Annotated in this window: 22 protein-coding genes; 5 read left to right on the top strand and 17 right to left on the bottom strand. The window is 73.7% G+C overall.

Annotation, left to right across the window (positions count from 1 at the left end):
* The first annotated feature begins 7 nt into the window (after positions 1–7).
* From ACIGAQ_RS15605 to ACIGAQ_RS15615, 3 genes are all read left to right on the top strand, one after another.
* On the top strand, positions 8–502 hold the full coding sequence (locus ACIGAQ_RS15605) for a GNAT family N-acetyltransferase (protein ID WP_399782962.1): 495 nt from the start codon (positions 8–10) through the stop codon (positions 500–502).
* Between the two features lie 74 nt (positions 503–576).
* Positions 577–1308: a DsbA family oxidoreductase gene (locus tag ACIGAQ_RS15610; protein WP_311683789.1), complete on the top strand. Its 732-nt coding sequence runs from the start codon at positions 577–579 to the stop codon at positions 1306–1308.
* Positions 1309–1404: 96 nt separating this feature from the next.
* On the top strand, positions 1405–2457 hold the full coding sequence (locus ACIGAQ_RS15615; RefSeq protein ID WP_362282025.1) for an aminotransferase class V-fold PLP-dependent enzyme: 1053 nt from the start codon (positions 1405–1407) through the stop codon (positions 2455–2457).
* A 116-nt stretch (positions 2458–2573) separates the two neighbouring features.
* Here ACIGAQ_RS15615 and thpD read toward each other — a convergent pair whose 3' ends face one another.
* From thpD to ACIGAQ_RS15640, 5 genes are all read right to left on the bottom strand, one after another.
* Complete coding sequence (thpD, locus tag ACIGAQ_RS15620) at positions 2574–3488, bottom strand: ectoine hydroxylase (protein ID WP_311683793.1); 915 nt, start codon at positions 3486–3488, stop codon at positions 2574–2576.
* Positions 3489–3494: 6 nt separating this feature from the next.
* Positions 3495–3893 carry an ectoine synthase gene (locus ACIGAQ_RS15625; RefSeq protein WP_311683795.1) on the bottom strand — a complete coding sequence of 133 codons (399 nt, stop codon included), beginning with the start codon at positions 3891–3893 and terminating at the stop codon, positions 3495–3497.
* 38 nt (positions 3894–3931) lie between these two features.
* Entirely contained in the window at positions 3932–5203 is a 1272-nt protein-coding gene (gene ectB, locus ACIGAQ_RS15630; protein WP_311683797.1) for a diaminobutyrate--2-oxoglutarate transaminase, read from the bottom strand.
* Positions 5204–5294: 91 nt separating this feature from the next.
* Complete coding sequence (gene ectA / locus ACIGAQ_RS15635; protein WP_311683799.1) at positions 5295–5801, bottom strand: diaminobutyrate acetyltransferase; 507 nt, start codon at positions 5799–5801, stop codon at positions 5295–5297.
* Between the two features lie 384 nt (positions 5802–6185).
* Positions 6186–7286 (bottom strand): pyridoxal-phosphate-dependent aminotransferase family protein, encoded by a 1101-nt coding sequence (locus ACIGAQ_RS15640; RefSeq protein ID WP_399782969.1) that lies wholly within the window; start codon positions 7284–7286, stop codon positions 6186–6188.
* 161 nt (positions 7287–7447) lie between these two features.
* Here ACIGAQ_RS15640 and ACIGAQ_RS15645 point away from each other — a divergent pair, with 161 nt between their 5' ends.
* A complete protein-coding gene (locus ACIGAQ_RS15645) occupies positions 7448–8545 on the top strand; it encodes an amidohydrolase family protein (protein ID WP_362282018.1) in 1098 nt (365 codons plus the stop codon).
* Between the two features lie 152 nt (positions 8546–8697).
* The gene (locus ACIGAQ_RS15650; protein WP_399782972.1) at positions 8698–9591 is read left to right on the top strand and encodes an SCO1860 family LAETG-anchored protein; all 894 of its coding nucleotides are present in this window, start codon (positions 8698–8700) and stop codon (positions 9589–9591) included.
* Positions 9592–9878: 287 nt separating this feature from the next.
* On the opposite strand, the gene cobC is transcribed toward ACIGAQ_RS15650, so the two are convergent.
* The 12 genes from cobC to ACIGAQ_RS15710 all read right to left on the bottom strand — a co-directional run bounded on the left by cobC (position 9879) and on the right by ACIGAQ_RS15710 (position 26163).
* Positions 9879–10934 carry an Rv2231c family pyridoxal phosphate-dependent protein CobC gene (gene cobC / locus ACIGAQ_RS15655; protein WP_399782975.1) on the bottom strand — a complete coding sequence of 352 codons (1056 nt, stop codon included), beginning with the start codon at positions 10932–10934 and terminating at the stop codon, positions 9879–9881.
* On the bottom strand, positions 10924–11868 hold the full coding sequence (locus ACIGAQ_RS15660) for a sirohydrochlorin chelatase (protein WP_399782978.1): 945 nt from the start codon (positions 11866–11868) through the stop codon (positions 10924–10926). Before ACIGAQ_RS15660 ends, cobC begins: the two co-directional genes overlap by 11 nt.
* Entirely contained in the window at positions 11865–12452 is a 588-nt protein-coding gene (locus ACIGAQ_RS15665; RefSeq protein WP_362282014.1) for a precorrin-8X methylmutase, read from the bottom strand. Before ACIGAQ_RS15665 ends, ACIGAQ_RS15660 begins: the two co-directional genes overlap by 4 nt.
* A complete protein-coding gene (gene cobJ, locus ACIGAQ_RS15670; RefSeq protein ID WP_399782981.1) occupies positions 12449–14149 on the bottom strand; it encodes a precorrin-3B C(17)-methyltransferase in 1701 nt (566 codons plus the stop codon). The genes ACIGAQ_RS15665 and cobJ overlap by 4 nt, the downstream gene beginning before the upstream one ends.
* Positions 14146–15393, bottom strand: a complete 1248-nt coding sequence (gene cbiE / locus ACIGAQ_RS15675) for a precorrin-6y C5,15-methyltransferase (decarboxylating) subunit CbiE (RefSeq protein WP_399782984.1) — start codon at positions 15391–15393, stop codon at positions 14146–14148. The genes cobJ and cbiE overlap by 4 nt, the downstream gene beginning before the upstream one ends.
* The gene (gene cobM, locus ACIGAQ_RS15680) at positions 15390–16208 is read right to left on the bottom strand and encodes a precorrin-4 C(11)-methyltransferase (protein ID WP_094056461.1); all 819 of its coding nucleotides are present in this window, start codon (positions 16206–16208) and stop codon (positions 15390–15392) included. Before cobM ends, cbiE begins: the two co-directional genes overlap by 4 nt.
* Positions 16209–16271: 63 nt before the next feature.
* The gene (gene cobI / locus ACIGAQ_RS15685) at positions 16272–17003 is read right to left on the bottom strand and encodes a precorrin-2 C(20)-methyltransferase (RefSeq protein WP_399782988.1); all 732 of its coding nucleotides are present in this window, start codon (positions 17001–17003) and stop codon (positions 16272–16274) included.
* A complete protein-coding gene (locus ACIGAQ_RS15690; protein WP_399782991.1) occupies positions 17000–18415 on the bottom strand; it encodes a cobyrinate a,c-diamide synthase in 1416 nt (471 codons plus the stop codon). The genes cobI and ACIGAQ_RS15690 overlap by 4 nt, the downstream gene beginning before the upstream one ends.
* A complete protein-coding gene (gene cobO, locus ACIGAQ_RS15695; protein ID WP_399782994.1) occupies positions 18412–19011 on the bottom strand; it encodes a cob(I)yrinic acid a,c-diamide adenosyltransferase in 600 nt (199 codons plus the stop codon). The genes ACIGAQ_RS15690 and cobO overlap by 4 nt, the downstream gene beginning before the upstream one ends.
* Entirely contained in the window at positions 19011–21005 is a 1995-nt protein-coding gene (locus ACIGAQ_RS15700) for a putative cobaltochelatase (protein ID WP_362281998.1), read from the bottom strand. The genes cobO and ACIGAQ_RS15700 overlap by 1 nt, the downstream gene beginning before the upstream one ends.
* The gene (cobN, locus tag ACIGAQ_RS15705; protein ID WP_399782998.1) at positions 21002–24658 is read right to left on the bottom strand and encodes a cobaltochelatase subunit CobN; all 3657 of its coding nucleotides are present in this window, start codon (positions 24656–24658) and stop codon (positions 21002–21004) included. The genes ACIGAQ_RS15700 and cobN overlap by 4 nt, the downstream gene beginning before the upstream one ends.
* Positions 24655–26163, bottom strand: a complete 1509-nt coding sequence (locus tag ACIGAQ_RS15710; protein WP_399783000.1) for a cobyric acid synthase — start codon at positions 26161–26163, stop codon at positions 24655–24657. The genes cobN and ACIGAQ_RS15710 overlap by 4 nt, the downstream gene beginning before the upstream one ends.

The following is a 26163-nucleotide window of genomic DNA, read 5'->3' on the forward strand; positions in this document are numbered from 1 at the left end:
CCGTTCCATGATCAGGGACAGAGTGACCCCCGGCCGTGTCATCCGTACCGTGCTGCCCGCCGAGGTGGAGCAGGTCGTCGCCCTGCACGCGCGGGCCAGGGCGACGTACTACCCCGACGGGGTGCCGCAGGACGGCACGGACTGGACCGCCGCCTGGCGCGGCGCCCTCACGCGGCCGGACGGGCGGGTGCTGTGCGTCGTCGAGGCGGGGCGGATCATCGCCCTGGCGTCCTTCCGCACCCCCGAGGACGCTCCGCGGGACCAGGTGAAGCTGTTCCAGTTCCACGTCGACCCCGACCACTGGCGCCGCGGCGTCGGTTCCGCGCTGCACGCCGCGTGTGTGGAGGAGTGGCAGGCCGACCGCAGGCGGACGGCCCTGCTCGACGTGCATGTGGACAACCCGCGGGCCCAGGGTTTCTACCGGCGGCAGGGCTGGGTGGGCGAACCGGCGGAGCCGGGGGACCATCACCTGCGGATGCGGCTCGCCCTGCCCGCGGAATGAAACGCTCTCCTTGAACGTTCACGCACGCGGCGGAGGGAGCCTCCGTCCCCCGAGAGCCGGAGAGAGCCGAAGCCATGCGCGTCGAGATCTGGAGCGACATCGCCTGCCCCTGGTGCTACGTGGGCAAGGCCCGCTTCGAGAAGGCGCTGCGGGAGTTCCCGCACCGCGACGAGGTCGAGGTGGTGCACCGCTCCTTCGAGCTCGACCCGGGGCGCGCCAAGGACGACGTCCAGCCCGTGATCACCATGCTCACCGAGAAGTACGGGATGAGCCCCGCGCAGGCCGAGGCCGGTGAGGACAACCTGGGTGCCCAGGCCGCCGCCGAGGGGCTCGACTACCGCACCCGCGGCCGCGACCACGGCAGCACTTTCGACATGCACCGCCTGCTGCACCTGGCCAAGGAGCACGGCCGCCAGGAGCGGCTGCTGGACCTGCTGTACCGCGCCAACTTCGCCGACGAGCGGTCCGTCTTCGACGACGACGAGCGCCTGGTGGAACTCGCCGTCGCGGCCGGCCTGGCGGAGGAGGGCGTGCGGGCGGTGCTCGCCGACCCACGCGCCTACGCCGACGAGGTCCGCGCCGACGAGCGGGAGGCCGCACAGCTCGGCGCCAACGGGGTGCCGTTCTTCGTCCTCGACCGCACGTACGGCGTCTCCGGCGCCCAGCCCGCCGAGGTCTTCGCCCGCGCCCTGGCCCAGGCCTACGGCGAACGCACGCCACTGCGGCCCGTCGGCAGCGCGGCCGACGGGTCCACGGACGGCGCCGACGCCTGCGGCCCGGACGGCTGCGCGGTGCCCCAGCGCTGATACGCCCAGCTCAGCGCGTATGCATAAGCGTTTCTTGGTGACATCACGAAGAAAGAGGCAATGGACGGGGAGATCGAGCGGACGCAGAGTGGTCCCATGGAGACCTTCGAGAACCTCGTCCGTGCCGAGTTCGCCCCGAAGCACACCTACCTCAACACCGCGAGCAACGGGCTCCTGCCCGCCCGTACCGTCACCGCCGTGCAGCAGGCGGTGCGGATGCGGGCCGAGGGCGTGCCCCTGGGTCCCCTGTACGAGGACGTGGAGGCCGCCCGCGCCTGCTTCGCCCGGCTCGCCGGTGTGCCCGCCGAGCGGGTCGCGACCGGGGCGTCGGTCGCGGAGTACGGCGCCCTGATCGCCGCCTCGCTGCCCGCCGGGGCCGAAGTCCTCACCGCCGAGGCGGACTTCGCCTCCCTGGTGAACCCGTTCCACGAGCGCGGTGATCTCAAGGTGCGGGCCGTGCCCCTGGAACGGCTCGCCGAGTCGGTCCGGCCCGGCACCGCACTGGTCGCGGTGAGCAGCGCCCAGTCCGCCGACGGCCGGCTCGCGGACCTGCCCGCGGTGCGCGAGGCGGCCCGCAGGCACGGGGCGCGCACCTACGTCGACGCCTCCCAGTCCGCCGGGTGGCTGCCGATGGACGGCGACGCCGACGACTTCGTCGCCGCCGTCGGTTTCAAGTGGCTCCTCGGGCCGCACGGCGCCGCGTTCTTCGTCGCCCCGCCGGACTTCGGCGGGCTCACCCCGCTGCTCGCCGGCTGGGTGGCCGGCGAGGTCCCCTGGGACAGCTGCTACGGCCCGGTCCGGGAACACGCCCACTCCGCGCGCCGGTTCGACATCAGCCCGTCCCTGTTCAGCCACGCCGGGCTGCGCGCCTCCCTGGAACTCGTCGAGGAGATCGGCGTCGACGTGGTGCACGCCCATGACGTCGGGCTCGCGGACCGCTTCCGGGCCGGTCTGGCCGAGCTGGGACACGCGCCGGTGCCGGCCCCGGGCTCGGCGATCGTGTCCGTGCCCGGGCTCGGCCACCGGCAGGACGAGCTCAGCCGGGCGGGCATTCAGGTGTCCGACCGGGCGGGCAACCTGCGGGCCGCGTTCCACCTGTACAACACCGCCGCGGACGTGGACCGGCTCCTGGACGCCCTCAAGGCATGAGGACGCGAGGGCATGAGCGCATGAGGGCATGAAGAAACCGGGTGGGGCCTCCCGTCCCACACGAGGAGGCCCCACCCGGCAGCTCGTTCACGCGGTCGGAGCACCGCGATCCGCGGTCACCTCACCGGCGTGAAGTCCCGCGCGCCGATGAATTCGGGGCGCCGTACCGGTGCCGCGAACGGTTCCACCGCCGTGTTCTCCACGCTGTTGAACACGATGAACACGTTGCTGCGCGGGAACGGCGTGATGTTGTCGCCCGACCCGTGCATGCAGTTGCAGTCGAACCACGTCGCCGAACCGGCCCTGCCCGTGAACAGCTTGATGCCGTGCTCGGTGGCGAACCGGGTCAGCGCCTCGTCGGAGGGCGTGCCCGCGTCCTGCATCTGCAGCGACTTCTTGTAGTTGTCCTTGGGCGTCTCGCCGGCGCAGCCGAGGAAGGTCTTGTGCGACCCCGGCATGATCATGAGGCCGCCGTTGGTGTCGAAGTTCTCGGTCAGCGCGATCGAGACCGACACCGTGCGCATCCGCGGCAGACCGTCCTCGGCGTGCCACGTCTCGAAGTCCGAGTGCCAGTAGAAGCCACTGGCGCCGAACCCCGGCTTGACGTTGATCCGCGACTGGTGGACGTAGACGTCCGAGCCGAGGATCTGCCGCGCCCGGCCGACGACCCGCTCGTCGCTGACCAGCCTGGCGAACACCTCGCTGATCTTGTGCACCTCGAAGACCGAGCGGATCTCCTTGGACTTCGGCTCGACGATCGACCGCTCGTCGGCACGGATGTCCGGGTCGTTGACCAGCCGGTTCAGCTCGTCGCGGTAGACGGTGACCTCGTCGTCCGTGATGAGCTGGTCGATGGCGAGGAAGCCGTCACGCTCGAAGGACAGCAGGTCGGCGGGCACGATCGGCCCGGGCGCGTCGGGCGCGCCCCAGACGACCGGGTCCTGGCGCGGGGTGAGCACCTCGGCGGCACCGCGCGTGGGGTAGAGGTCGGGGACACCGGTGGTGGTGGTCGTGTCGGTCGTGGCGGTCATGAAACGTCACACCTCCTCGGTGAGCAGCGGGTAGACGCCGTTCTCGTCGTGGTCCTCCCGTCCGGTCACGGGCGGGTTGAACACGCAGAGGCAGCGGAAGTCCTCCTTGACCCGCAGCGTGTGCCTCTCGTGCCCGTCCAGGAGGTACATGGTCCCGGGCGTGATGGTGTGCTTCTGCCCGGTCTCGTGGTCGGTCAGCTCGGCCTCGCCCTCGACGCAGACGACGGCCTCGATGTGGTTCGCGTACCACATCGACGTCTCCGTACCCGCGTACAGGATCGTCTCGTGCAGGGAGAAGCCGACCTTCTCCTTGGCGAGGACGATGCGTTTGCTCTCCCACGTACCGGACGCCGCCTTCACGTGCCGGTCGGTACCTTCGATCTCCTTGAACGAACGGACAATCACGGTGCTGCGATGCCTCCTAGGTGGGTGGTGCTGTGTGGTCAGGCGGTCTCGCGGACGGCGCGGGCCAGCGTGCTGAGGCCCTCGTCCAGTTCCTCGGGCGTGATGGTGAGGGCGGGAAGCAGCTTCACGACCTCGCTCTCCGGACCGGACGTCTCGATGAGCAGCCCGAGTTCGAAGGCGCGCTTGGCGACCTTGCCCGCACGGGCCTTGTCGTGGAACTCCATGCCCCACACCAGGCCGCGGCCCCGGTACTCCTTCACGTCGGCCAGGTTCTCCTCGGTGATGGAGATCAGCGCCTGCTCGACCTGCTCGCCGCGCGTGCGGGTCTGCTTCTCCATCGCGCTGCCGTCGGCCCAGTACGTCTCCAGGGCCGCGGTCGCCGTGACGAAGGCGGGGTTGTTGCCGCGGAAGGTGCCGTTGTGCTCGCCCGGCTCCCACACGTCGAGCTCGGGCTTGAACAGGCACAGCGACATCGGCAGGCCGTAGCCGCTGATGGACTTGGAGACGGTGACGATGTCCGGCGTGATGCCCGCCTCCTCGAAGGAGAAGAACGCGCCGGTGCGCCCGCAGCCCATCTGGATGTCGTCGACGATCAGCAGCATGTCCTGCCGCTCGCACAGGTCGGCCAGGGCGCGCAGCCACTCGGGCCGGGCCACGTTGATGCCGCCCTCGCCCTGCACGGTCTCGACGATCACGGCGGCCGGCTTGTTCAGACCGGAGCCCTGGTCCTCCAGGAGCCGCTCGAACCACAGGAAGTCCGGGACCTGGCCGTCGAAGTAGTTGTCGAAGGGCATCGGCGTGCCGTGCACCAGCGGGATGCCCGCACCGGCGCGCTTGAAGGCGTTGCCGGTGACGGCCAGCGAGCCCAGCGACATGCCGTGGAAGGCGTTGGTGAACGACACGATCGCCTCGCGGCCCTTCACCTTCCGCGCCAGCTTCAGCGCGGACTCCACGGCGTTGGTGCCGGTCGGGCCCGGGAACATGACCTTGTACGGCAGGTCGCGCGGGCGCAGCAGCAGGTTCTGGAAGGTCTCCAGGAAGCGGCGCTTGGCGGTGGTCGACATGTCGAGCCCGTGCGTGACGCCGTCACGCTCCAGGTAGTCGATCAGCGCGCGTTTCAGGACCGGGTTGTTGTGCCCGTAGTTCAGTGACCCCGCTCCGGCGAAGAAGTCGAGGTACTCATGGCCGTCCTCGTCGTACATGCGGCTGCCCACCGCACGGTCGAAGACGGTGGGCCAGCCGCGGCAGTAGCTGCGCACCTCGGACTCCAGGGTCTCGAAGACGCTCAGGTCGGGCTGGGTGATGGTCACGACGAATCGCTCCTCGGTGCGTGGGGGAAGTCGGCGAAGTCTGTGAAGTCGGCGGGGGTCTGCGGGAATTGCGGGAGCCGGGCGGGACGTCTCAGCGGGGCAGCGGTCCGATGCGGTACAGGACCTCCGGGTCGTGCGGCCCGTCGGGGAACAGGCCCGTGTCGAACAGCACCTCGCGCTCCAGCGGCGCGCCGTGCCGCTCGGCGAAGGACGTGAACAGGCGCTCCGAGGCGGCGTTGCCCGGAGTGATGGTCGTCTCCACCGTCGTCACCGCGCGCTCGGCGACGGTCCGCGCGACCAGACCGTCGAGCAGCGCCGCGGCCAGACCGCGCCCGCGGTGCGCCTCGTCCACGGCCACCTGCCACACCAGCAGGGTGCGCGGGCTGTCCGGTCGCACGTACCCGGTGATGAAGCCCATCGGCTCGCCGCGCTCGTCACGCGCGACGGCCGAGGTGGCGGCGAAGTCGCGGCACCACAGCAGATAGCTGTAGGACGAGTTCACGTCGAGAACCTTCGAGTCCTTCGCCATCCGCCACAGTGCGGCTCCATCGGCCACCGTGGGTCGGTCGATTTGCGGATCTGCTTGTACGGCGGTCATGCGAATTGAACTTACCCAGCGAAATTCAAAATTGCATCGCCGATCGGGCTTACATATGAGCCGCCCCTGTGTTATCGCGCGAGCGCGGGGCTCACGGCACAGGGGCGGCGGGATGCCCGAGATTGTCCGGTTAATACCGGGCAAAGTGGTCACTGTGTGTAACGCGTCACAGCCATGTAACCCCCACGAGACCTGTCGGAATTACCTCGCGGAAGGTCCTCGAAATCTGCGCGTTTAGGACCGGGAAAAGCGGGCAGAAGAATACGGGTAGCTTTTCCTGAAACAATTCTTAATTGTGTGCCAGCTTACATGTGGGACCACTCGAAAAGTGCGCGGAATTCAAGTGCCGGTCACTTCGTCGACCGCTGCCGGCCAGGCGGGCGGTCATCGCCACGCGGTCTCGACGGCCCGCAGTGCGCGTGCCACGTCCACCGTCACGCCCTGCCCGTCGAGCGCGACGCCGAGTGCCGTCAGGCTCGCGCGGACGGCTCCCGGTGTCGCGTCGGCGCCGTAGTGGTTGACCCGGATCATCTCCTGGGCCAGCGCGCCCCCGCCGGCTGCGAGCGGCAGCGCCGGGTCCGCGGCCAGGGCCCGCCCCACGAGCTCCGAGGCCACCACCCCGGCCGGGACGCGCAGGGTCGTGGCGACCGGCGCCGCGTCCCGGGCCTCGTGCACGTACGGCTCCAGTCCGCCACCGAGCGCGAGCGCCCCGGCGCGCGTGGCCGCCGCGGCCGAGGTGTGCCGCGCCATCACCGTGTCCAGGCCCGCCGCCTCGATCCGCTCCACGCAGGCCTCCAGCGCGAGCATCTCCAGCTGCGCCGGCGCGTGCAGCAGCGCCCTGCGGCCACCGTCGATCCACCGCTCCTTCCAGTCGAGAAGCGACAGGTACGACCGCCGCGGCGCCCGCGGGTTCGCCGCCATCCGGGCCCAGGCCCGCTCGCTCACCGACACCGCCGACACCCCGGCCGGGCCGCCCATCGCCTTCTGCGCCCCGATCACGCACAGGTCGACACCCCACGCATCCGGCAGCACCGGCTCGGCACCGATCGACGCCACCGCGTCCAGGTAGAACAGCGCCCCGTGCGCCCGCACCACCTCGCCGATCTCCGCGACCGGGTTGGTGTTGCCGGTCGCCGCCTCCGCGTGCACCAGGGACACGAAGTCGATCTCCGGGTGCGCGGCGAAGGCCTCCCGGATCTGCTCGGCCGTCACCGCCGTGTGGAAGGGCACCGCCAGGTCGATCACCGTCGCGCCGCAGTTCCGCAGCCAGTCGCCGAACGTCTGCCCGTAGGGGCCCGTGATGACGTTCAGCGCCGTCGTCCCCGGACCGGCCGCGGCGCGGATCGCGCCCTCCAGCGGCAGCAGCGCCTCGCCCTGCATGATCACGACGTCCTGCTCGGTGCTCAGCAGCCGCGCCACACGGTCCTCGATCGCGGCGAAGCGGTCCGCGCCGAGCGGGGCCAGGTCCAGAAACGGATGCGTCACAGCAATGCTCTCTTCACTCACAGGTTCGACGGCAACGAGGGTAACCGGCGGGTACCGCGCCCCCCGTACGCGAGGCCCGGGGAGCCGGCGCCCATGTGCGCGAGGCCGGGGAGGCCCGGCCCCCGTCGAGGTGGCGCCGACGGCTCACTAAGGTGCCGTGCATGAGCGATCACGCGGTGCTGCACGTGAAGGGACGGGTGCTCGTCGGGCCCGAGGACGTCCGGGACGAGCTGTGGGTCGTCGACGGCCGGGTCTGCTACGACCGCCCCGCCGGAGCCCGCGACGTCCGCACGGTGGAGGGCTGGGCCCTGCCCGGCCTCGTCGACGCACACTGCCACGTCGGACTCGACCGGCACGGCGCGGTCCCGCAGGACGTCGCGGAACGGCAGGCGCTGACCGACCGGGACGCGGGCACCCTGCTGATCCGTGACGCGGGCTCGCCGTCCGACACCCGCTGGGTCGACGACCGCGAGGACCTGCCCAAGATCATCCGCGCGGGGCGGCACATCGCCCGCACCCGCCGCTACATCCGCAACTACGCCTGGGAGATCGAACCGGACGACCTGGTCGCCTACGTCGCCCAGGAGGCCCGGCGCGGCGACGGCTGGGTCAAGCTGGTCGGCGACTGGATCGACCGCGACCTGGGGGACCTGTCGGCCTGCTGGCCGCGCGGCGCGGTCGAGGCGGCGATCGCGGAGGCGCACCGCCTGGGCGCCCGCGTCACCGCGCACTGCTTCGCGGAGAGCTCCCTGCGCGACCTCGTCGAGGCGGGCATCGACTGCATCGAGCACGCGACCGGCCTGACCGACGACCTCGTCCCGCTGTTCGCCGAGCGGGGTGTCGCCATCGTGCCGACCCTCGTCAACATCGCGACCTTCCCGCAACTCGCCGACGGCGGCGAGGACAAGTTCCCGCGCTGGTCCGCCCATATGCGCCGGCTCCACGCCCGCCGTTACGACACGGTCCGCAACGCCTACGACGCCGGCATCCCGGTCTTCGTCGGCACCGACGCCGGGGGCGGGCTCGCCCACGGGCTGGCGGCGGCCGAGGTCGCCGAACTGGTCACCGCGGGCCTCCCGCCCGTCGAGGCCCTGGCGGCCGGCACCTGGAAGGCGCGCGCCTGGCTCGGCCGGCCCGGCCTGGACGAGGGCGCCCCGGCCGACCTCGTCGTCTACGACGAGGACCCGCGTGCGGACGTGCGTGTCCTGGCGGCCCCGCGCCGGGTGGTGCTCAACGGGCGTGTGGTGGGCGGGGCGTGAGGGTGACGGCGGGGAACGCCTGTGCCGTGGGATTCGAATACAGCGCCGATCTTGCCACGTTGGGGTGAAGCGGTGTCGGATCGCTGACGGGGGGCGCGCGGCGGGGTGATTCTTTCCGGGTCCCGAGCCTGTCTCTTCTGGGAGTCCCCACCGTGAACAGCCCTTCCTTCCGCATGCCCGCACGCCGTCTGGCGGCCGTCGCCACGGCGACGGCCCTCGCCGCCGGGCCCGCGGTCCTGGCCGGCGCGAGCCCGGCGCACGCCACCGGCGACCACGGGCGCGCGAGCGCCGTCGTCCTGCGCACCGGCCTCGACGTCTCGCTGCTGAACAAGTCGGTCCAGGTGCCGCTCGCCGTCTCCCTCAACCAGGTCGAGGCCCCGAGCAGCGCCGAGAAGACCACGCTGACGGCCCGGCTGGACGCGGTGGACGGCGGCCGGCCGTTCAGCGTGCTGCGCGCGGACGTGGCCCGGGCGACGGCCACCACGACCGCCACGAAGGCCGAGGGCGCCACCACCCTGGCCCACGCCCGCCTGCACGTCCCGGGCCTGCCGCTGCTGTCCCTGATCGAGATCGAGCAGGTCACCTCCACGGCCACGTGCGAGGTCGGCCGGAAGCCGGTCGCCAGGACGGACCTGCCCGGCTCGGTCACCGTGCTCGGCAAGCGCGTGAACCTGACCGCCGGCGGCCCGACCGACGTCACGGTGCCGGGGGTCGGCGAAGTCCGCCTGGACCTGTCGAACACCCGGACCACGGCCCGGTCGGCCGCCGCCACCGCCCTCGAACTCAAGGTCTCCGTCAACCCGCTGAAGCTCAACGTCGCCGAGGTCGACGGCACGCTCACCCTGGCCGAGGCGACCTGCAAGACCCCCAGCCCCGCGGCCGAGGCCTCCGCCCCGCCCGCCGGCACCCGGCCCCAGGGCGCCCCCGCCGAGGAGAACCTGGCGGAGACGGGCGGCAGTTCGGCGACGCCCTACCTCGTGGGCGGCGCGGTGGCCCTGCTGGCCGGGGGCGGGGGAGCGGTGTTCCTGGCCCGGCGGCGCGGCTGACGCGCGGGGGCCGACGCTGCCGGCGCCGCCGCACGAGGGGAGGCGGTGGCGGCGCCGCACGAGGGGAGGCGGTGGCGGCGCCGTACGAGGGGAGGCGGCGGTGATGACGCGGATCGCGTCGGGCCTGCGCGAACGGGTGGGCCGCGCCCCGCTCCCGAGCGGATGTGGTGCCGCCGTGCTCCGTGACCGCGGGACGCCGCGCCGGGCGGGGATGCGAGCGATCTGCCGGACCCGCCCCGGTCCGGGCGCCCGCGGTCGTGCTCCTCGCGCTGTTCCCGGTCCGGGCGTCAGTGTTCCAGTGCCTGCTCCAGTGCCCGCAGGAAGCCGTCCACGGTCGCCCGGTCCCGTACCGCCAGGCGCAGCCACTCGTCGTCCAGGCCGGGGAACGTGTCCCCGCGGCGCACGGCGTAGCCGAGGTCGCGCAGGCGGGTGCGTACGGTCGCCGCCCGGGGCAGGCGGACCAGCAGGAACGGGCCCTGCGCGGGCCCGGCCACCCGCAGCCCGGCCGGGGCGAAGCGGGCGAGACCCGCCAGGAGGTGGGCCCGGTCCGCCGCGATGCGGTGGGCCGCGTGCGCGGCTTCGGCCACCGCCCGCGGCCCCACGCACGCCTCGGCCGCCGCCAGCGCCGGCGTCGACACCGGCCACAGCGGCTGCGCCCGCTCCAGGTCCGCCACGGTCTCCGGCGCCGCCAGCACGTAACCGATCCGCAGCCCGGCCAGCCCCCAGGTCTTGGTCAGGCTGCGCAGCACCACGAGACCGGGCACGTCGGTCCGTCCGGCCAGGGACTCCCGCTCACCCGGCACGGCGTCCATGAACGCCTCGTCCACCACCAGCACCCGCCCGGGCCGGGCGAGCGAGGCGACGGCGTCCGCCGGGTGCAGCACCGACGTGGGGTTGGTGGGGTTGCCGATCACCACGAGGTCGGCGTCCTCGGGGACGGCCGCCGGGCGGAGCCGGAAGCCGTCCTCCTCGCGCAGCAGCACCCGCCCGACCGTGTGCCCCGCGTCCCGCAGCGCCGCCTCCGGCTCCGTGAACTGCGGATGCACCACGACAGGCCGACGCACCTTCAACGCCCGGGCCAGCAGCACGAACGCCTCCGCCGCGCCCGCCGTCAGCAGCACCCGCTCCACCGGCAGCCCGTGCCGCTCCGCCACCGCGGTCCGCGCCGCCCGCCCGTCCGGGTAGGCGGCCAGCCCGGTGAGCGACGCCGCGATGTGCTCCCGCAGCCACACCGGCGGCGTGTCCGCGCGGACGTTCACGGCCAGGTCGACCAGCGAGCCGCCGTCGTCCCGGACCTCCGCGTCGCCGTGGTGGCGCAGGTCGTGCCCGCTGTCAGTGCGCATGCGAGTGCGCGCCGTGGTGATGCCCGTGCCCGTGCCCGTGGCCATGACCGTGGTGGTGGTCGTCGTCGTCCGGGTGGAAGTGCGGCTGCTGCGGCATCCCCACCTTGTCCTCGAAGCCCGGCAGCGCGATGCGGTACACGCACGAGTCGCAGTTCATCCGCAGATCGCCCTTGACGGCCTCCTCGTACCGCTCCCACACCAGGTCCAGCAGCTCCGGCTCCGGCCCGATGACGTCGGCCGAGCGCACGTCGACCTCCGGGTGCGCGGCGGCCCAGCCCTCCGTCTGCCGGCGCACCCGGTCCGGCAGGATGCCCGTGAACAGGAAGTAGGGCAGCACCACGATCCGGCGCGCGCCCAGCCGCACGCACCGGTCGAGCCCGCTCGGCACGTCCGGCGCCGCCAGCGACACGAACGCCGTCTCGACGCCCGCGTAACCGCGCCCTTCCCACAGCAGCCGCGCCGCCTTGTGCACCTCGGCGTTGGCGTCCGGGTCCGTCGACCCGCGCCCCACCAGCAGCACCGTCACGTCGGACCGGTCCCCGGGCGTGCGCCCGGGACCGGCGCCCAGCGCCTCCTCCAGCCGCCGCTCCAGCACGTTCAGCAGCGCCGGGTGCGGGCCCAGCGGACGCCCGTAGGTGTACGAGATGCCGGGGTGCCGCTCCTTCTCGCGGGCCAGCGCGGCCGGGATGTCGCCCTTGGCGTGCCCGGCCGACACCAGCATCAGCGGCACGGCGGCGAACCGCCGCACACCCCGCTCGACGAGTTCGGTCACGGCCTCGCCGAGCGGCGGCGGGGACAGCTCGATGAAGCCGCCCGCGACGGGCAGTTCGGGGTGGCGGGCCCCCAGCTCCCGTACGAAGTCGCGGAACGCCTCGGCTCCGGCGTCGTCCCGGGTGCCGTGGCCGGCGATGAGCAGGGCGGGCGGGGTGGTCACAGTTTCTCCTCGGCGGAAGTGGGGTGGTACAGCAGGGCGTTGAGCGCGGCGGCGGCGACCGCCGAACCGCCCTTCTCGGACACGTTGCTCACGGCGGGCAGCCCGCTCTCGCGCAGCGCGGCCTTCGATTCGACGGCGCCCACGAACCCGACGGGCAGGCCGATGACGAGCGCCGGGTCGGCGTCCAGGGTCAGCAGTTCCTCCAGCGCGGTCGGGGCGTTGCCGATCACCCACAGGGCGCCCGGGCCGACCTGCTCGTGGGCGAGCCGGATCGCGTGCGCGGACCGGGTCAGTCCCGGACCGGCCACGGCGTCCCGCAGCCGGCAGACGGTCTCGCGGCGGGTGATGCCGGCCCCGACCATCTCCACGTCCACGACCACGGGCGCACCGGCGTGCAGCGCGGCGTGCGCCTTCTCCAGGTCGGCCTCGGCCATGACGAGGTCGGTGGCGTAGTCGAGGTCGGCGGCGGAGTGGATGACCCGCTCGACGACCGCCCGGGTCAGCGGCGGGAAGTGCGAGGTGTCCAGCCGGGCGCGCAGCCGCCGGTACGACTCCACCTCGATGGGATGCACCACGCGGTTCACCGGGCGCCCTCCTGTGCGGTCTGCCAGCGGTAGCCGCGCGGCGTCACCATGCGCCCCGCGATGTCCCGGGTCGCCGTGTTGCCCACGGTCACGACCGTCATCATGTCGACCGTCGCCGGGTCGAGAGCGCCCAGCGTGGTCAGCCGGCTGGACTCGTCCGGCCGTGAGGCGTTCCGTACGACACCGACCGGCGTCCCGGGCGCGCGGTGCTCGGCGAGGATCGCCAGGGCCTTCGGGAGCTGCCAGTCGCGGCCGCGCGAACGGGGGTTGTAGAAGGTGACGACGATGTCCGCCTCGGCCGCCGCCCGCACCCGGCGCTCGATGACCTCCCAGGGCGTGTGCAGGTCGGACAGGCTGATCGACACGTGGTCGTGGCCGAGCGGCGCACCGAGGATCGCGGCCGCCGCGAGGGCCGCCGTCACACCGGGCACGCCGATCACGTCGATGTCGTCGGAGGCCTCGGCGAGCGCGGGGGAGGCCATGGCGTACACGCCCGCGTCCCCGCTGCCGATCAGCGCGACGGCCTGCCCCTTGCGGGCTTCCTCGACGGCCGTGCGGGCCCGCTCCTCCTCGGCCCCGAGCCCCGACTCCAGCACCCGGGTGCCGGGCCGCAGCAGGTCCCGGATCTGGTCGACGTACTGGTCCAGCCCCACGAGCACGGCGGCGCGCCGCAGTTCGGCCCTGGCGCGCGGCGTCAGCAGGTCCCGGGCGCCCGGCCCGAGCCCCACCACCGCGAGCCGCCCGCGCCCGGGCCGCCGTACGACGGCGCAGGTCGCCATCGCCGGCGTGCCGTCGGCGCGCTGCGACTTCCGCTTCGGCACGAGCAGTTCACCACCGCGCAGCAGCGCCGAGGCCTCCGCCACCGAGGGCGTGCCGACGGCGGCGAGGGGCGCGTCGGACGGGTTCGGCACCTCGACCCCGGACAGCTCCCCGGCCGGGTACGTCACCAGCGGCACCCCGAGCCGCCGCGCGGCCTCGACGACGCCGGGCTCCTCGGCCTTGGCGTCCACCGTGGTGAGCGCGGCCAGACTGCGCGCCGACAGCCCCGCCTCCCGCAACGCCGACCCGACCAGCTCCAGCACCTCCTCGGCGGGAACGCCCGAGGAGGCGCCCACGCCGACCACGAGGGACGGCGGCCGCAGCACCACCTCACGCTCGGCCGCCTCGACCAGCCGGTCGGTCACCCGGATCGTGTACGCCCCTTCGGCCGCGACCGGGAGCGGCGGCAGCGGCCAGGCCACCTCGGCCCGCAGCGCCACCGGCTCACCGTCGAGCAGCGCCCGCGAGACGGCGGCGACCTCGCCCTCCACGGGCAGACCGAGCGTGTCAAGGCCGGGCAGGTCCACGGCGTCCGTCGCCGTCGTCACCACGGGCTCGGCGCCCAGCACCTCCCCGACCTCGCGGGCGAGGGCGTTGGCACCGCCGCCGTGCCCGCCGGCCAGCGACACGGCGAACCGTCCGGCCTCGTCGACGCACACCACACCCGGGTCGCTCGCCTTGTCCGCCAGCAGCGGGGCGACGATCCGCACGACCGCGCCGGTCGCCAGGAAGCACACGAGCTGCTCGCACTCCGCGAACGCCCGCCGGACGGCGTCCGCCACGGGTCCGTCGTACACGCGGGTGCGGTCCGGCCACGCCGCGGCCAGCCGGTCGCGCGCCGCCGCCCCCGCCGCGGTGGCGGAAATGAGGCCGATCACTGGGCAACTCCCTCACGATCCAGGGGCTTTCTGACGCCCCACAACAGGAAAACCGGATTGGTCGCCGCGAGCCGGGTCACGTCACCCGGCAGCGGCGCGAGCCGGGACGACTGCAACAGCACCCCGTCGCAGGAGAAACCGGCGCCCGTCAGCGCCGTGCGCACGGCGGGCACCCGGTCGAGCGCCGCCATCGCGACGACCACCGCGCGCCGGGCCCGCCGGGCGCACACGCCGACGATCGCGGGCAGTTCCCGCCCGCCGCCCCCGACGAACACGGCGTCCGGGTCGTCGGCCAGCCCGTCCAGCGCGTCCGGCGCCGCGCCCTGCACCACGCGCACGTCCACACCGTGCGCGGCGGCGTTGGCGCGGATCCGCTCCACCCCGTCGGGCGCCTTCTCCACGGCGACGGCCGCCGCCCCGAGCCGGGCGCACTCCACGGCCACCGAGCCGGACCCCGCGCCCACGTCCCACACCAGGTCGCCCGGCCGCGGACCCAGCCGGGCCAGGGCCAGCGCCCGCACCTCGAACTTGGTGATCATCGAGTCGCGGTGTGCGAACTCCGCCTCGTCCAGGGCCCAGCCGGCCGGCCGCTCTCCGGGCCCCGCGACCGTCCGCACCGGCCCGAGCGCACGGCTCTCGTCCAGGCACAGCACCACGCTGACCGCCGGGCCCCAGTCCCGGGCGGCTGCCTCCTGGGGCGTCACCCGCTCCACGCGCTCGGCGGCGGAGCCGAGCCCGGACGCGACCACCAGCACCCGGTCCTCGCCGGCCAGCGCGGCACCCAGCTCGGCCGGCCCGGCCCCCGGGCCGGTCAGTACGGCCGTCTTCGCCCGCGCCCGGCACACGTTGACGGCCGTCCGCAGCTCCCGCCCGTGGGCGCTCACCACCACGGCGTCGTCCCACGGCAGCCCGACGCGCGCGAAGGCGGCGGCGACGGACGACACCCCGGGCCGCACGTCCAGCCGCTCCGGCCCGAATCGCTCCGCCAGCACCCGCACGATCCCGAAGAACCCCGGGTCGCCGGAGGCCAGCACCACCACCGGGCGGTCCTCGCCGGCGTACTCCTCGATGGTGTCGAGGGCGGGAGCGAGCGGCCCGAGCACGACCCGCTCCGCTCCGTCGGGCAGCGGTACGGCCTCCAGATGCCGCCGCCCGCCGACGACCAGCTCGGCACCGGCGAGGGCGTCGGCGAGGACGCCGTCGGCAGGCGCCCGTCCCGTCCCCGTGCCGACCACCGTGATCACGTACTCGCCCCCCGCTCGCGCAGCGCCCGGCGGGCCTCGGGGTCGGCCTTGCGGTAGCCGTGGAAGTGCCCCGGGTGGTACAGGTGCGAGCGCGTGCCGTGCGCGTCGAGGGCGGGTCCGACCAGGAAGAGCGTGTGCTTCCAGAGCTTGTGCTCCTTGACCGTCTCCTCCAGCGTGCCGATCGTGCACTTCACGACCAGCTCCTCCGGCCAGGTCGCCTGGTACGCCACCACGACCGGGGTCGTCGTCGGGTAGCCGCCCTCCAGCAGCTCCCGCACCAGCTGCCCGCTGCGGGCGGCGGACAGGAAGACCGCCATGGTCGTGCCGTGCTTGGCGAACTCGCGGACCTCCTCACCGGGCGGCATCGGCGTCTTGCCGCCGCCGAGCCGGGTCAGCACCACGGACTGGGCGACCTCCGGGATGGTCAGCTCCCGCTGCGCCAGCGCCGCCACGGCCGAGAAGGAGGACACACCGGGCACGATCTCGGTCGCGATGCCGATCTCGGCGCACCGGTCCAGCTGCTCCTGCGTGCCGCCCCACAGGGCGGGGTCGCCGGAGTGGATGCGGGCCACCTTCAGACCCTCGCCACGGGCCCGTTCGTACACGGCGACGACGTCCTCCAGGGACATGGTCGCCGAGTCGAGGATCTCCGCGTCCTCGCGCGCGTGGTCGAGGACCTCGGCCTGGACCAGGCTGGCCGCCCAGATCACGACGTCGGCCTCGGCGATGGCGCGCGCGGCACGGAACGTCAGCAGGTCGGCGGCGCCGGGGCCGGCACCGACGAAGGTCACTTTGCCGGCGGGGGCGTCGGCCATGGGGTGGGTCCTCTCGTACAGGGTTCGACGGTGATGGGTGAAGAGACGGGTGAACGGGTGAGATCAGAGCTTTCCGCCGCGGCCGCCCTCGCGCCGGGCGGGCGCGATGAGCGTCGACAGATACGGCAGGGGAGCGCCGTCGAGGTCGGCGGCCGGGCGGATCGACTCCTCCGCCAGCCCCAGCGCCGATCCCCACACCGCGCCCTCGATCCGCCCGGTCTCGCGCAGCGCCTCGGCGACCTCATGGGCCTGCCGGCCGAACTTGTAGGCGACGACCGTGCCCGGCCCGGCGAGGGCCTCCTTCAGCACGGTCGCCCCGGCGGTGACGGGCACCAGCGTGAGCGGCTCGGTCCCCTCGGTCAGCACGGCGCCCGACCGGGCGGCGAGGTCCTGCATGGCGGTGATGCCGGGCACGGTCTCCACGACGGTCCCGGGCACCAGCTCGGCGATGGTCTGCGCGAGGTAGGTGAAGGTCGAGTACACGTTGGGGTCGCCGATGGTCGCGAAGGCCACGGCGTCGTGCGCCCGCAGCAGTTCGGCGACGCGTGCGCCCGCCGCGTCCCAGGCGGCCTCGCGGCGGCCCCGGTCGCTGCGCTCGTTCAGCGCGAACACGACCCGGACGACCTTCTCCTCGGGCACGTAGTGCACCACGGTCGCCTCGGCCCGCCCGCGCTCGCCCGTGTCCATCACGGGCACGACGACGACATCGGCATCCCGCAGGGCGTTGACGCCCTTGACCGTGACCAGCTCCGGATCCCCGGGGCCCACCCCGACTCCGACCAGCCTGCTGCTCATGACGTCCGGCACCTCTCCACGAACCGACGGGCGACACCGGGCTCGGACGCCCAGTGCGTGTGCAGATAACTCGCGTGCACACCGCGCTGTACGAAACCTTCGACCCGGGGCCGAGGGGTGCGCACGCCCCAGGCGGGCTCCGCCCCCGACCCGGGCTCCACGACGGTCCGGTGGAACTCGTGCCCGCGCATCCGCGTCCCGGCCGCCGCGAGCACGCTGTCGCCGACCGCGACGGCGTCCCGGTAGCCCAGGGTGAGCCGCTCGCTCATCCGCGCCGAGGCGTCCAGCACCCCGCACATCGGCAGCCCGTCCAGCTCCCGGCACAGATACAGCAGTCCGGCGCACTCGGCGGCCACGGGAGCGCCGCCGTTCGCCAGCTCGGCGACGGCCTTCCGCAACGGCTCGTTGGCGGACAGCTCGGTGGCGTACACCTCCGGGAACCCGCCCCCGATCACCAACCCCCGGGTCCCTTCGGGCAGTTCCTCGTCCCGCAGCGGATCGAAGGTGACGACTTCGGCCCCGGCGGCCGTGAGCAGTTCGGTGTGTTCGGCGTAGGAGAACGTGAAGGCGGATCCACCGGCGACGGCGACGACGGGCGCGCGCTGTCCGTCCGACGGAGCCGGGCCGGAACGGGGTGTCGGCTTTTCGTCCGACCGAGTCGGGTGATGGGCGGGCGAGGCGGGGGTCCAGGGGGCGGTGCCCCCCGGTACGGCACCGGCCGCACGTGCCAGCGCTTCCAACGCCACCAGGTCGCAACCGTCCAGGACCTGCGCGGCCATCGCAGCGACAGCCTCGACCGCCGCACCCTGCCGTTCGGCGACAGGAACCAGCCCGAGATGCCGCGACGGCGTCTCCACCTGCCCCACCCGCCGCAGCACACCCAGAACGGGCACGCCGGCCGAGTCCAGCGCCTCCCGGAGCAGCTCCTCGTGCCGGTCGGACCCGACCTTGTTCAGGATCACGCCCCCGATCCGCACCTCGGGGTCCCAGGAAGCGAACCCGTGCACCAGCGCCGCCACCGACCGCGACTGCGACGACGCGTCCACGACCAGCACCACCGGCGCCCGCAGCAACTTCGCGACCTGCGCGGTGGAGGCCAGCTCCCCCTCCCCGGCCGCCCCGTCGTACAGCCCCATCACGCCCTCGACGACGGCGAGGTCACAGCCCCGCGCCCCGTGCAGGAACAACGGCCCGACCAGCTCGGGCCCGCACAGGTAGGCGTCCAGGTTCCGCCCCACCCGCCCGGTCGCGAGCGCGTGGTACCCGGGGTCGATGTAGTCCGGTCCGACCTTGTGCGGGGACACGGCGAGCCCCCGCGCGGCGAACGCGGCCATCAACCCCGTGGCGACGGTGGTCTTGCCGCTGCCCGAGGAGGGCGCGGCGACGACCAGCCGGGGGACGGAAGCACTCACCACTCGATGCCCCTCTGCCCCTTCTGCCCGACGTCCATGGGGTGCTTGACCTTGGACATGTCGGTCACGAGGTCGGCGAGGTCCACGAGCTTCGCCGGCGCGTTCCGCCCGGTGATCACGACATGCTGCGTCCCGGGCCGGTCGCGCAGGACGTCGACCACCTCGTCGGTGTCGACCCAGCCCCAGTGCATCGGGTACGCGAACTCGTCGAGCACGTACAGCCTGTACGTCTCGGCCGCCAGGTCCCGCTTGACCTGCTCCCAGCCCTCGCGGGCCTTCTCCTCGTTGTCCATCTGGGCATCACGCTGCACCCAGGACCAGCCCTCGCCCATCTTGTGCCAGTCGACGGACCCGCCCTCCCCGGACGCCCCCAGCACCCGCAGCGCGTTCTCCTCGCCGACCTTCCACTTCGCCGACTTGACGAACTGGAACACCCCGATCGGCCACCCCTGGTTCCAGGCCCGCAGCGCGAGCCCGAACGCGGCGGTGGACTTGCCCTTGCCGATGCCCGTGTGCACCACGACCAGCGGCCGGTTCCGGCGCTGCCGGGTCGTCAGCCCGTCGTCGGGCACCACACTCGGCTGTCCCTGCGGCATTACGCGGCCCTCCTCTGTACGTCCTTCACCAGCCCGGCGATCGAGTCGGCCCGCAACTCGTCCAGCGTCACGGCCGTGCCGCCCAGCTCACCCGCGAGCTGCCCGGCCAGCCCCAGCCGCACGGGCCCCGACTCGCAGTCCACCACCACGGAGGCGACCCCGTCGGCCGCGAACAGCCGCGCCGCACGCCCGGCCAGCGCGACGGGCTCCGGACCGCCCGTGGCCCGCCCGTCCGTCACCACCACGACCAGCGGCCGCCGCGCCGGATCCCGCAGCCGCTCCACGCGCAGCACGTCGTGCGCCCGCAGCAGCCCCGCCGCGAGGGGCGTGCGTCCGCCCGTGGGCAGCGACTCCAGCCGGGCCGCCGCCGCGTCCACCGACGAGGTCGGCGGCAGCGCGACGTCCGCGCCCGTGCCCCGGAAGGTCACCAGACCGACCTTGTCCCGCCGCTGGTAGGCGTCCAGCAGCAGCGACAGCACGGCGCCCTTCACGGCGCTCATCCGCTGCCGGGCCGCCATCGACCCGGAGGCGTCCACCACGAACAGCACGAGATTGCCCTCGCGCCCCTCGCGGGTGGCCTGCCGCAGGTCGTCCCGGCGTACCACCAGGCCCGGCCCGGACCGTCCGCGGGCCCGCTGGTGCGGCGCGGCGGCCTGCACGGTCGCCGCCAGGTGCAGTTTGGTGAGCGCGCCCCGGGGCCGCCTGGCCCCGGTGGTCCGCCCGTGCTCGGTCCGCGCCCGCGAGCGACGCCCGGCGACGCCCTCGCCGATGCCGGGCACGCTCAGCACCTTCGTGCGAAACGGTTCGGAGGGCCGTACGGCCGACTGCTCGCCGCCTCCCGACGGCTGCGGCTGCCCGCCTTCCCCGGCCTCGGGCGAGGCACCGGTGTCACCGCCCTCGGGACCCTCGCCGGGGTCCGGCTGCCCGCCGCCCCCGCCGGGCCCGTCCGGCCCGGGGTCCGGATCCGGGTCGTCGTCCTGCGAGCCGCCGAACTCCTCCAGCGTCTCGTCCAGCTTGTCCTCGTCCAGCCCCGGCGCGTCGAAGGGGTTGCGCCGCCGCCGGTGCGGCAGCGCGAGCAGCGCCGCCTGCCGGACGTCCTCGGCGAGCACGTCCGTCCGCCCGGCCCAGGCCGCCAGCGCGGTCGCGGTCCGGGCCATCACGATGTCGGCGCGCATGCCGTCCACCTCGAAGGCCGCGCAGGTCGCCGCGATCTGCCGCAGCGCCCCGTCGCCGAGGCGCACCGACGGCAGCAGCTCGCGCGCCGCCACGATCCGCGCCCGTACCTCGGCCTCCTCCTCGGCCCACCGGGCCGCGAAGGCGGCCGGGTCGTCGTCGTAGGCCAGCCGCCTGCGCACGACCTCGACCCGCTGGTCCGGCTCGCGCGAGGCGGCGACCTCGACGGTCAGCCCGAACCGGTCGAGCAACTGCGGCCGCAGCTCGCCCTCCTCGGGGTTCATCGTGCCGACGAGCAGGAACCGCGCTGCGTGCCGTACGGAGACGCCCTCGCGCTCGACGTACGAGGCGCCCATCGCGGCGGCGTCCAGCAGCAGGTCGACCAGGTGGTCGTGGAGGAGGTTGACCTCGTCGACGTAGAGGATGCCGCGGTGCGCGTCGGCGAGCAGGCCCGGCTCGAAGGCCTTCACGCCCTCCGCCAGCGCCCGCTCGATGTCCAGCGCGCCCACCAGCCGGTCCTCGGAGGCGCCGACGGGCAGCTCCACCATGCGGGCGGGCCGCTCCACACCGCCGCCGGTCTCGTGGGGCCCGTCCGGGCACCCCGGGTCGGGGGAGACGGGGTCGCAGGAGAAACGGCAGCCGGGGACGACCGGGACCGCCGGCAGCAGCGCCGACAGTGCCCGCACCGCCGTCGACTTGGCGGTGCCCTTCTCGCCGCGCACCAGCACACCGCCGACCGCCGGTGACACGGCGTTCAGCAACAGCGCGAGCCGCAGGTCGTCCTGGCCGACGACGGCCGTGAACGGGAACGGGGTGGTCACTTGTCGTCGCCCTCCAAGTCGCCTTCGAGCTCCAGGTAGGTGGCGCGCAGCCGCTCCAGCGTCTCCGCGTCCGGCTCGGCCCACAGGCCCCGCTCGGCCGCCTCCAGCAGCCGCTCGGTGATGCCGCGCAGCGCCCAGGGGTTGGACTTCTTCATGAAGTCCCGGTTCTCCGGGTCGAAGACGTACTCGGCGCTGAGCTTCTCGTACATCCAGTCGTCCACGACCCCGGCCGTGGCGTCGTACCCGAAGAGGTAGTCGACGGTCGCCGCCATCTCGAAGGCGCCCTTGTAGCCGTGCCGCCGCATGGCCGCCATCCAGCGCGGGTTGACCACCCGGGCCCGGAACACGCGGTGCGTCTCCTCGCCCAGTGTGCGCGTCTTCACCTGGTCCGGGGTGGCCGAGTCGCCCACGTACGCCTCGGGGCTGGCGCCCGTGAGGTGGCGGACCATGGCGACCATGCCGCCGTGGTACTGGAAGTAGTCGTCGGCGTCGACCAGGTCGTGCTCACGGGTGTCGACGTTCTTCGCGGCGACCGCGATCCGCTTGAACGCCGTCTCCATGTCCCCGCGCGCGGCCCGCCCGTCGAGGCCGCGGCCGTAGGCGTAGCCGCCCCACACCGCGTACACCTCGGCGAGGTCCGCGTCGGAGCGCCAGTTGCGGGCGTCGATCAGCGGCAGCAGACCGGCCCCGTACGCCCCCGGCTTGGAGCCGAAGATGCGGGCGGTGGCGCGGCGCCGGTCGCCGTGCTCGGCGGTGTCCTCGTCGGCGTGCGCCCGGACGTAGTTGGACTCGGCCGGCTCGTCCAGCTCGGCCACCGCCCGCACGGCGTCGTCGATCAGCCCCACCACGTGCGGGAACGCGTCCCGGAAGAAACCGGAGATGCGGACCGTGACGTCGATGCGCGGCCGGCCCAGCTCCGTGAGCGGGATCACTTCGAACCCGGTCACCCGGCGCGAGGCGTCGTCCCACACCGGACGGCAGCCCAGCAGCGCCAGGATCTCGGCGATGTCGTCGCCCTGGGTGCGCATGGCGGAGGTGCCCCACACCGTCAGGCCGACGGACTTCGGGTACTCCCCGGTGTCCTGGAGATAGCGCTGCACCAGCGAGTCCGCGAGCGACTGCCCGACCTCCCAGCTGAGCCGGGACGGGATCGCCTTGGGGTCGACGGAGTAGAAGTTCCGGCCCGTCGGCAGCACGTTGACCAGGCCGCGGGTGGGCGAGCCGGACGGACCGGCCGGGACGTACCCGCCGTCCAGGGCCCGCAGGATGTGCCCGATCTCGTCGGTGGTCCTCTCCAGCCGGGGCACGACCTCGGCGCAGGCGAACTCCAGCACGGCGACGGCGTCGGGCAGTTCGGCGCCGAGCACCTCGCGGACCAGCGCGGGAACCGCGGCCGCGTCCCAGCCGCGCTCCTCCATGCCCTCCGCGATCCGCCGGCACAACTGCTCCAGCAGGTCGATCGCGTCGGCGGCGCTGCGGGACGGGCCGTCCACCAGGTCCGTCAGCTCGACGGGCACCTTCACCGGGGCGCCCGGCTCGGCCAGCAGTTCCTTCTCCACCAGCCCGAAGTGCTCCGCCAGCGCGGCCCGCAGGCCCGGCAGCGCGTTGGCCCGGCCGCCCCACACCTGCGAGGCGCGCAGCACGGCCAGCACCAGGTTGACGCGCGGCTCACCGACCGGACCGCCGCCCAGGATGTGCAGGCCGTCGCGGATCTGCACGTCCTTGATCTCGCACAGGTAGCCGTCGATGTGCATGACGAACTCGTCGAACGCCTCGTCGTCCGGCTGTTCGTCGACGTGCAGGTCGTGGTGGAGCTCGGCCGCCTTCACCAGCGTCCAGATCTGCGCCCGCACGGCCGGGGCCTTGGCCGGGTCCAGGTCGGAGACGAGCGCGTACTCGTCGAGGAGCTGCTCCAGCTTGGCCAGGTCGCCGTAGGTGTCGGCGCGGGCCATCGGCGGCACCAGGTGGTCGACGACCGTGGCGTGGCCGCGGCGCTTGGCCTGGGTGCCCTCGCCCGGGTCGTTGACGATGAACGGGTAGACCAGCGGCAGGTCACCGAGGACGGCGTCCGGGGCGCACCCGCCGCTGAGCCCGAGGCCCTTGCCGGGCAGCCACTCCATCGTGCCGTGCTTGCCCATGTGCACGATCGCGTCCGCGCCGAAGCTGTTCTCCAGCCACCGGTAGGCCGCCATGTAGTGGTGCGAGGGCGGCATGTCCGGGTCGTGGTAGATCGCGATCGGGTTCTCGCCGAAGCCGCGCGGCGGCTGGATCATCACCACGACGTTCCCGAACTGCAGGGACGCCAGCACGATGTCCTCCCCGTCGACGTAGAGACTGCCCGGCGGCTCGCCCCACGCCTCGGTCATGGCGTCCCTCAGCTCCGGGTCGAGCTTGCCGAACCAGGCCCGGTAGTCCGCCAGCGGCACCCGCGCGGGCGCCGAGGCGAGCTGCTCCTCCGTCAGCCACTCCACGTCGTGTCCGCCGGCCTCGATCAGCCGGTGGATCAGCTCGTCGCCGTTGTCCGGGTAGCCCTCGACGGCGTATCCGGCGTCCCGGAGCGCGTCCAGCACCCGCACGGCCGAGGCGGGCGTGTCCAGCCCGACCGCGTTGCCGACGCGCGAGTGCTTGGTCGGGTACGCGGTGAAGACCAGCGCGAGCTTCTTCTCCGCGTTCGCCTTGTGCTTGAGCCGGGCGTGCCGTACGGCGATGCCGGCGACCCGCGCGGCCCGCTCCGGGTCGGCCACGTACACGGGCACGTCGTCCGGGCCCTGCTCCTTGAAGGAGAACGGCACGGTGATCAGCCGCCCGTCGAACTCCGGGATCGCCACCTGCATCGCGGCGTCCATGGGGGACAGGGCGGCGTCCGACTCCTCCCACGCCTGCCGCGAGGACGTCAGGCACAGCCCCTGCAGCACGGGGACGTTCATCCCGGCCAGCGCGCCGATGTCCCAGGCCTCCTCGTCGCCGCCCGCCGAGGCCTGCGAGGCGTGCGTGCCGCCGGCGGCCAGCACGGTGGCGACCAGGGCGTCCGCCCGGCCCAGGATCTCGTACAGCCCCTCGTCCGCGCCGCGCAGCGAACCGCAGTACACCGGCAGGGCGTTGGCGCCGTGGGCCTCGATCGCGTCGCACAGGGTGTCCACGAAGGCGGTGTTGCCGCTCAGTTCGTGGGCCCGGTAGAAGAGCACGCCGACGGTCGGACGGCCCTCGCCGTACGCCCGCTCACCGTGCACGCCGTACTCGGGCATCTTGCGCGGTGCGGCGAAGCCCTCACCGGTGAGCAGCACCGTGTCGGACAGGAACCGGGCCAGCTCGGTGAGGTTCTCCGGCCCGCCCTCCACGAGGTACTTCAGCGCCTCGGCGACGACCCCGGCCGGCACCGACGACTCGGCCATCAGCTCCGCGTCCGGCACGGCCTCGCCGCCCAGCAGCACGGTCGGGATCCCGGACGCCTTCAGCGCGGCGAGCCCGTCCTCCCAGGCCCGCTTGCCGCCGAGCAGCCGGACCACGGCGACGGACACCCCGTCCAGCAGGGCCGGGAGCTCCTCCCGGACGTCCACGCGGGTCGGGTTGCCGATCCGGTAGTCGGCACCGGAGGCGGCCCGGGCCGCCAGCAGGTCCGTGTCGGCGGTCGACAACAACAACACAGTGCTCATGCGGGTGCTCCCGGTGGAATGAAGGGCAGTCCTTGCGGCGCGCCGGACTCGATGAGCCGCCACAGCGCGTCGGTGTCCGCGTGCTGTTCGATCAGGTCGCCGAGCCGGTCGAGCTGCTCCTCGCGCAGCGCGGCGAACGAGGTGTCCGGAGCCGGCACGAAACGGCGGCCCGCGGCGGCCGCCACCTCGCGCAGGAACGCCCGCCGGAAGCCGTCCGACTCCAGCGAGCCGTGCCAGTGGGTGCCCCAGGTCTGGCCGACCCGGCAGCCGTCCAGGAAGGGTTCGCCGCCGGTGACCTCGGCGACCCCGTGGTGGATCTCGTAGCCCTCGACCCGCTCGCCGAGGGCCTCGCCCTCCGGCCGGGTGAGGGTCTTCTCGCGGGCGAAGCGCACCCGCACGGGCAGGATCCCCAGCCCGTCGACATGGCCCCGGCGGCTCTCGACGTCGTCCTCGATGTGCTCGCCGAGGAGCTGGAAGCCGCCGCAGACACCGAGCACGGGCCGCTGCTCGGCGGCCCTGCGCACCAGGGCGTCGGCGAGTCCCCGCTCGCGCAGCCAGTCCAGCGCCCGGACCGTCCCGCGGGTGCCGGGTACGACGACGAGGTCGGCGTCGGCCAGCTCCTCCGGCCGGTCCACGAACCGCACCACGACGCCCGGTTCGGCGGCCAGGGCGTCCACGTCGGTGAAGTTGGACATCAGCGGCACGGCGCACACGGCGACGCGCAGCACGTCCTCGCCGAGCGGCGGCGCGACGACGGACTCCCGCACGGCTCCCCGCAGGGAGACCCGCAGCCCGTCCTCCTCGTCGATCCCCAGCCCGTGCCGGAACGGCAGCACGCCGTACGTCTTCCGGCCCGTCAGCCCGTGCAGCATGTCCAGGCCTGGCTCCAGCAGGGAGACGTCCCCGCGGAACTTGTTGACCAGGAACCCGGCGACGCACCTCTGGTCCTCACGGGACAGCAGTGCCACCGTGCCGAAGAACGAGGCGAAGACACCGCCCCGGTCGATGTCGCCGACGACGAGCACGGGAAGCCCGGCACCCCGGGCGATGCCCATGTTGACGATGTCCGTCCGCCGCAGGTTGATCTCGGCGGGAGAACCGGCCCCCTCACAGATCACCGCGTCATACGTGCCCCGCAACTGCTCCAGACAGTCCAGCACCGTGCCGAGCAGCTTCTGCTGCCGCCCGCCGTGATAGCCGCGCGCGCTCAGCTCACCCACCGGCTTGCCCAGCAGCACGACCTGACTGCTCTGCTCGCCCCCGGGCTTGAGCAGCACGGGGTTCATCAGCGCGGTCGGCTCGACGCGGCAGGCCTGGGCCTGCATGGCCTGCGCCCGCCCGATCTCGGCGCCCTCCCGCGTCACGAACGAATTCAGGGACATGTTCTGCGCCTTGAACGGCGCGACCTTGATGCCCTGCCGCACCAGCCACCGGCAGATCCCGGCCGTCACGACGCTCTTGCCCGCGTCGGAGGTGGTCCCGGCGACGAGAAGCCCACCGCTCAT

Origin of the sequence: Streptomyces sp. NPDC085932, from assembly GCF_044540525.1 — a bacterium.
Lineage (GTDB): Bacteria > Actinomycetota > Actinomycetes > Streptomycetales > Streptomycetaceae > Streptomyces > Streptomyces levis.